At 66.0% G+C, this 6474-nt stretch carries 6 protein-coding genes; 2 read left to right on the forward strand and 4 right to left on the reverse strand.

The window, feature by feature from the left end; translation table 11 throughout:
* The first annotated feature begins 217 nt into the window (after positions 1–217).
* Positions 218–478 carry a 30S ribosomal protein S20 gene (gene rpsT, locus FWD29_02615; protein MCL2802840.1) on the forward strand — a complete coding sequence of 87 codons (261 nt, stop codon included), beginning with the start codon at positions 218–220 and terminating at the stop codon, positions 476–478.
* Between the two features lie 105 nt (positions 479–583).
* On the opposite strand, the gene holA is transcribed toward rpsT, so the two are convergent.
* Complete coding sequence (holA, locus tag FWD29_02620) at positions 584–1594, reverse strand: DNA polymerase III subunit delta (protein ID MCL2802841.1); 1011 nt, start codon at positions 1592–1594, stop codon at positions 584–586.
* Positions 1595–1611: 17 nt separating this feature from the next.
* Here holA and FWD29_02625 point away from each other — a divergent pair, with 17 nt between their 5' ends.
* A complete protein-coding gene (locus FWD29_02625) occupies positions 1612–2214 on the forward strand; it encodes a LysE/ArgO family amino acid transporter (protein ID MCL2802842.1) in 603 nt (200 codons plus the stop codon).
* Positions 2215–2259: 45 nt separating this feature from the next.
* On the opposite strand, the gene FWD29_02630 is transcribed toward FWD29_02625, so the two are convergent.
* From FWD29_02630 to FWD29_02640, 3 genes are read right to left on the reverse strand one after another with little or no spacing between them, the layout of a single operon-like run.
* Positions 2260–2643, reverse strand: coding sequence for a type II toxin-antitoxin system Phd/YefM family antitoxin (locus FWD29_02630; protein ID MCL2802843.1), 384 nt, complete (start codon positions 2641–2643; stop codon positions 2260–2262).
* A complete protein-coding gene (locus FWD29_02635) occupies positions 2636–5062 on the reverse strand; it encodes a ComEC/Rec2 family competence protein (GenBank protein ID MCL2802844.1) in 2427 nt (808 codons plus the stop codon). The genes FWD29_02630 and FWD29_02635 overlap by 8 nt, the downstream gene beginning before the upstream one ends.
* Positions 5063–5812 carry a ComEA family DNA-binding protein gene (locus FWD29_02640; GenBank protein MCL2802845.1) on the reverse strand — a complete coding sequence of 250 codons (750 nt, stop codon included), beginning with the start codon at positions 5810–5812 and terminating at the stop codon, positions 5063–5065.
* Positions 5813–6474: the final 662 nt, after the last annotated feature.

Genomic DNA, 6474 nt, shown 5'->3' on the forward strand with positions numbered 1-6474 from the left:
GCCTCATCCTCGTTGCAGCGGTCGCAACCTTCACTCTGCTGATTCACAGAAAGGGCAGGCAACGGTCCACCCGGGAGGCGGAAAACTCTGACTAGTGGCCAACTAGGTAGGTTGTCCAGGGCCAACCGGCCTGGCTGGTAGGCTTGGCGGTTGGCGCGCGCCCGGTTGGTGTGCGCGGCAGTGAACCCATGAGCTAACAGGGAAGACAAAGCAACCAGTGGCAAACATTAAGTCGCAGATGAAGCGCATCCGCACCAATGAGAAGCGGCGGCTGCGTAACAAGGCCGTCAAGTCGGAGCTGAAGACCTACGTCCGGCGCACCCGCGAAGCGATTGACGAAGGCGATAAGCCAGCCGCCACCAGCGCTCTGCGCGTGGCCGCTCGCAAGCTAGACAAGGCCGTCTCCAAAGGCGTGATCCACAAGAACCAGGCGGCCAACCGCAAATCAGCGCTGGCCAAGCAGGTAGCAGCTTTGTAGTAGGCGCCTACTACAAACCCAACGCACAGCGCTTTCTTACCGCGTCCTCTCCGGGGAGCAGAGCTGCATCGCGTGCGACGCGGTGTGGCCGTTACCCTGCGCCACCTACGAACCGGACCGGCTGAGCTGCGCCACCTTCAGAATCGCTCTTTCGGCGGCATAGGCGCGGGCTACCTTGCCCGGGGCTCCACCCAAACCCTTGATTTCGGCATCGGCCCTCGCTACCGCCCTAATGGCCTGCCCCAAAGTGGCGCCGTTCCAGCGGTGGAGCTCACGCTGGGCCTTCTGAACCTGCCAGGGCGCCACCTTGAGGTCCTTGGTTGGATTCAAACCGGCCCGCCTGGCGCCACCGACCCGGGCCAGCGTGCGCAGCTTCGCCGCCAGGGCCGCCACCAGCGGTAACGGATCAACCCCGGAGGACATGGCGTGGCGGGCCAAGGCGATGGCTTTGGCCGCATCACCTTGGATGGCCGAATCGGCTACGGCAAAGCCGGTGGCTTCGACCCGCCCGCCGTAATAGCGATCCACGGTGGCCTTGGTGATGGGGCCATCGGTGTCGCTGATCAGCTGCTGGCAGGCCGAAGCGAGCTCCCTTAGGTCGGCCCCGACGGCTTCGACCAGAGCCTGAATGGCGGCGGGCTCGGCTGGGCGCTGGGCGGCATCGAACTCACCTTGGGCGAAGCGGGATTTTTCGGAGTCGTACTTGATTTCGAGGCAGGCCACTTCGCTGGCGCCGGCTTGGCGCAGGGCGTCGAGCAGCTTTTTGCCCCGTTGGCCGCCTTGATGGCGCCAGATGACGGTGGCCAGGTCGTTCGGAGCGGTCAGATAGGCCAGCGAATCGTTCAAAAAGGCTTCCGAAAGCTGGCCCACGTTTTGGGCCACCACCACACTCGATTCGGCGAAAAGCGACCCGCCGGCCGCGGTTTGAACCAGCGGACCGGCCGGATCGGAGGCATCGAGATAGCTCAACTCGACCTCGGGGTCGTCTTGCCGCGCCAGAGCCACTATCCGCTGCACAGCCCGCTCACCCAGCAACTCTTCTGGCCCAGTGATCAGCACAAATGGAGCCGGTTTGGCTTGATCGTGGCTGATAACCGGGTTGCGGGGTGACGACATGCAACTAGCCTAGACGGGTGCTACCGGTAGTGCTGGCCGGCCTGGGGACCGGTCTGTCGTTGATCGTGGTGATTGGCGCCCAAAACGCCTTTGTGCTGCGCCAAGGGCTGCGCCGCGAGCATGTTTTCTGGGTGGTGGTGGCCTGCGCCGCCTCGGACATGATCCTGATGGCGCTTGGTACCGGTGGCTTGGAGCAGGTCAGCCGGCTGGCGTACTGGTTGCTGCCAGTCCTGCGCTGGGCCGGCGTCGGATTCCTGATCGTCTACGGTGTCCTGACCTTGCGCCGGGCTTTCAAATCTGAGTCGATGAGCGCTACCGGCGAAGGAAGGCCAGTCAGCCTGGGCCGCTGCCTGGCCACCTGCCTGGCATTGACCTACCTCAACCCCCATGTCTATATCGACACGGTGCTGTTGATCGGTTCGGTGGCGAACTCTCACCGACCCCTCCAATGGTCCTTCGCCGCCGGCGCCATGGCCGGAAGCTGGATCTGGTTCACTGCGCTTGGCTTTGGCGCCCGTTGGCTGCGCCCAGTTTTCGCCTCACCCGTAGCCTGGCGCGTTTTGGACATTGTCATCACCGCCATCATGTGGACCCTGGCTGTCTCGCTCATCCTGGGCTGACTTGGCCCTCGCCGGCCACCTGAGACTAGGGGCATGGTCGCCACTTCAAAAGGGCCGGCGGCGGCGTGCGGCCTCTACCAGGCGGTCGATTTCGCCGATCCCATTGAGCAGCTGCTTGTCGGAAAAGGCCCGGGTTATCTGGGCCGAGAGGCGGTCGAGAGCCGCCCGCATGGAGAAGATCCGCTCGAACAGGCCAAAGTCGATCACCGCGGCGACCGGTGTGCCGTGGCGGGTCACAATGACGGCGTGGTCTCTCTTCTCGGCGTGGGCGATGGTGTCGCCAAAGTTGGATCTGAACTGCGAGGCGGAGACCGCCTTGTAGACACCGGTCTGGTCGGTCATACCAGCAGTATCGACACCGCGGCGGCGGCGCGGTGCCTTGTGGCCAAGAATCCCACTATTCGGGCCCCCGGCGGTCGAATCAATCACTGGCTCCTCCAGGGGCGCATTTGTCCCCGGTGTAGACCACGGCATTGCCCCTCTTCGACACCGTGACCAGGCCACATTGGTCAGTCCGGGCGACCTCGGCCTGGCCGTAAAGCTTCAGGGCGGCCTCGGTGGGGTGGCCATACGCATTGGGGCCAACCGAAAAGACGGCCAAAGCCGGAGCCAGGGCCCGGCCCAGCGGCTCGGATTGGCGGGCCGAGCCGTGGTGGGCCACCACCACGATCCCGCCGGCGGCATCACCGGCAGCCCTCAGGTCACTGGTCGAGGACAGCAGGGCCTGTTGACCGTCGGACTCGAGATCCCCCAACAGCCAAACGGCCAGGCCGTCGACCCGGGCGAAGATACTGAGGCCAGCGTCATTCGACAGGGAGTCTTCGCCTGCGCCGGTTTTCGTCGGGTTTGACGCCTCCGCCCCGGCGGCGGCATTTCCAGCCGGCACCGAAGGGCAAAGCCGGTCCCATCTGGAAGGGATCAACCAAAGGTCAACCGGCCCAGCCCGGGCCGCTCGGGGGCCAGCCACTGAATCGATTGTGATTTCCTGCGCATTTTCGTGCCTGGCTTGGGCGCTGATTTGGCTGGCTGCGTCCGGCCCACCGCATGGCAGCCCATGAACCAAGGTCAGCCAGTTGCGTCCCCGGACCGCACCTTCTAGGCCGGCCATATGGTCGGCGTGAAAATGAGTCAAGACCACCGCCTCAAGGCGCATCACTTTGAGGCGGGACAAACACCGGTCGACCGCTTCTGGTTCAGGCCCGGCGTCGACAAGCACGGCCGCACCGCCGCCAGCATTCAGGACAACAGCCGTGCCTTGGCCAACGTCGCAAACCGCCACCAGCCAATCAACCGGGGGACCTGGCTCCCACAACCGTCTCAGCTGCTGGCGGCCCGGACCAGCCACCAGCACCACCGCAACCAAGGCCGCAGCCAAGGCCCCCCGGCCGCGAATAGACCACCGCTGCGCCCACCAGGCCAATCCGGCCACCGCCAGTACCACCCCAAGTAACCCCAGCCCTCCGGCCGGGCCGCTGGGCCAGGCGATGGTCGCCATCGGCCAAGTGGCACACCAGCGGGCTACCGTGGCGATCCACCAGGCCGCTAGGCCAGCCGGCCACAGGCCCAGAGCTGCCAACTCCGACGAAAAAGGCCAAACCAGGCAGGTCCACAAGCCGCCCATGGTGGCCACTGGCAAAGCCGGCACAGCCAGCACGTTTGCTACCACCGAAACCAGCGAGGCCTGTCCGGCGAAGATCACGATGATGGGCGCACAGGCCAGTTGGGCCGAGGTCGGCAGTGCCACGGCCTGGGCCAGCCGTTTCGGCATGACCCTCTCCAGTCGAGAGCCCATCCAAGGCGCCAGCAGGATTAGCGAACCGGTGGCCGAGGCTGACATCATCAGCCCATAGGACCGGGCCATATATGGGTCAATCACCACTAGCACCATCACCGCAGCACAAAGCGCTCCCAGGGCGATCCGCCGCCGGCCCATGGCTAGGGCCATCAAGCTGACCCCGGCCATCAACCCGGCTCGCAACACCGACGGCTGCCCGCCGCATAGGGCCGCGAAGCCAGCCAGGATCGCCCCGGCCAGACCCGCCACCGCCGCGCGGGGCAGGCGCAACAACGTCAACAGGCCAAGTACTGCGCTTAGGACAATGGCCATATGCTCGCCCGAGACCGCCGTGATGTGGCTGGTCGACGTGTCCTTCATGGCCTGATCCAAGGCCGCGGGCAAACCGGAACGGTCGCCCACTGTGATTCCAGGCAACAACCCGGCAGCCTCGGCGGGCAGAGGCTCGACCGCCTGGCGCAGCCCGGCCCGCAGGTCGAAGACAACTCGGCGCCATCCCTCAGGCAACACCACCTCCACCACCTGGGCGCTTAGTAGCACCACGCGGGCAGCCTCGGCGCGGCCAGTCAACTCCGCTTTAGCCCTCAGTTTGACCTGGTGACCGGCGGTGATTCGCCCATCTGGACCATCCGGCCAGGTCCAGGCCAGGGTCCGCACACCGCCGGCCTGACCCTCGATGATCAGCCGGTCTGGACCGCCTAGCTGCGAGGTGACCGTCTTGGGCATGGCGTCGACTCTGAGCCAGACTGTCACCAATTCGCCCTGGCTGGCCGCCTTGACCAGGTCGGCTCGCTGGTCCATCAGACCCTGCAACCCGATCGAGACAGCCACCGCCCCGCTGGCCACCGCCGCCAAGGTGATGGTGGCGGCCAGGCCGGGCCGCCCACCCCGCCGCCGCTCAACCACCAGGGCGACCAGTCCGCCTGTCGTTAGGCAGACCCCGCCCAGCAGTACCGGCAGCCGCGGCGGCAACACCCCGACAAAGGCGCTGAGCCAGGCGACCACTGCCGGCAGAACCAGCCGCAAGTCAAACTTGCGGCCGGTCCGGGCCACCTAGAACGCCACCAGGCCGTCAAGCGAAGCGGTCAATTTTGGCCCGATGCCGCTGACCTGCGCCAGGTCGCCCAGGCCACCAAACGGCCCATTGGTTTCCCGGAAGTCGACGATTCGTCCGGCCAGAACCGGTCCAATGCCGGGCAGGGCGGTCAACTCCTCTTGGCTGGCCAGATTGACGTTGACCAGGCCAGACCCGCTTTGGCCGTTGCCGACCGAGCTGCCACTATCACCCCCTATCACCGGTGGCGGCGTCTCGCCTGGCAGCGGGACATAGATCCGTTCGCCGTCGGCAACTACCGCCGCCAGGTTGAGCACTGTTAGGTCGGCTGCGGCCAGCGGCCCGCCGGCCTTGGCCAAGGCGTCTTGAACCCGAGCGCCGGCTGGCAATTCGACCACGCCTGGTTGGTTGACCGCGCCGGTGACATATGCCATGACCGGGCCGGGTTCAGCCTGGCTGGTTGCTGTCTCGTCTAGTGTCGGGCTGGCCTGACCTGATATTTCAATGCCCGATGCCGGCCCGTCAGTTCCCGTCCCGCCTCCAGCCAGTTGCCAGGTACCGACCCCAACCACTAGGGCTACCACAGCCAAGGCCGCGCCCAAACCGGCCGCCGGATGCATGGCCAGGGCCTGGCGGGCCCGGCCTACCGCACCACTGGACCTGGCCTTGGGTTGCAGAGCCGGATCTGCCGCCTCGGCCAGAGATGCCCGCAGCCGCAGCCGTGCCATGACGTCGTCGGCCTCACTCATGGCCGCACCGTATCTAGGCCCGGCTAACCTTGCACCCCGGCCTGTGGACGATGGGAAAACACTGGTGGCCTAGGCCCGCCTAATTCGGCCCTCGCACCGCGAATTGGGTCTGGCCAAAACTGGGACGGGCCGCCCCGGGCCGCCCCGGCCCCTTATGCCAAAGCTCAACCTCGCGGGGAAAGTGGGTTTCACCTGCACTTCTGCCGCGAGATCGAGGTTTGGCACACTCTGGTTCATGCCAAGGCTCAACCTCGCGGGGAAAGTGGGTTCCACCTGTGCTTCTGCCGCGAGATCGAGGTTTGGCACACTCTGGTTCATGCCAAGGCTCAACCTCGCGGGCGCAAGGTGCGCGCTGGTGAACCGAGGGGCGGCGCAGTGTTGTGGTCGGGGTTTGGCTCCGGGCATTTGACCCGAGAAACGCCGGGGCGTTTCCCGGGTCAAGGCGCGTGACCACGATGCTGTGCCGCCCCGGCCTTTCCAGCCAAGGCTTGATCTCGCGGGTATTGAGTTGGGGCGGGTCTAGGCGACGACTAGGTTGACCAGGCCGGGCGGACGGACAATCACCCGCCGGATGTCCCGGCCCGCGACTAGGCGCTGGACCTCGCCGTCGGCCAGGACAATGGCCTGAAGATCGGAGGCCGAAATCTGCGGCGAGACCTCCA

Source organism: Micrococcales bacterium (genome assembly GCA_009784895.1).
Taxonomy (GTDB): Bacteria; Actinomycetota; Actinomycetes; order Actinomycetales; family WQXJ01; genus WQXJ01.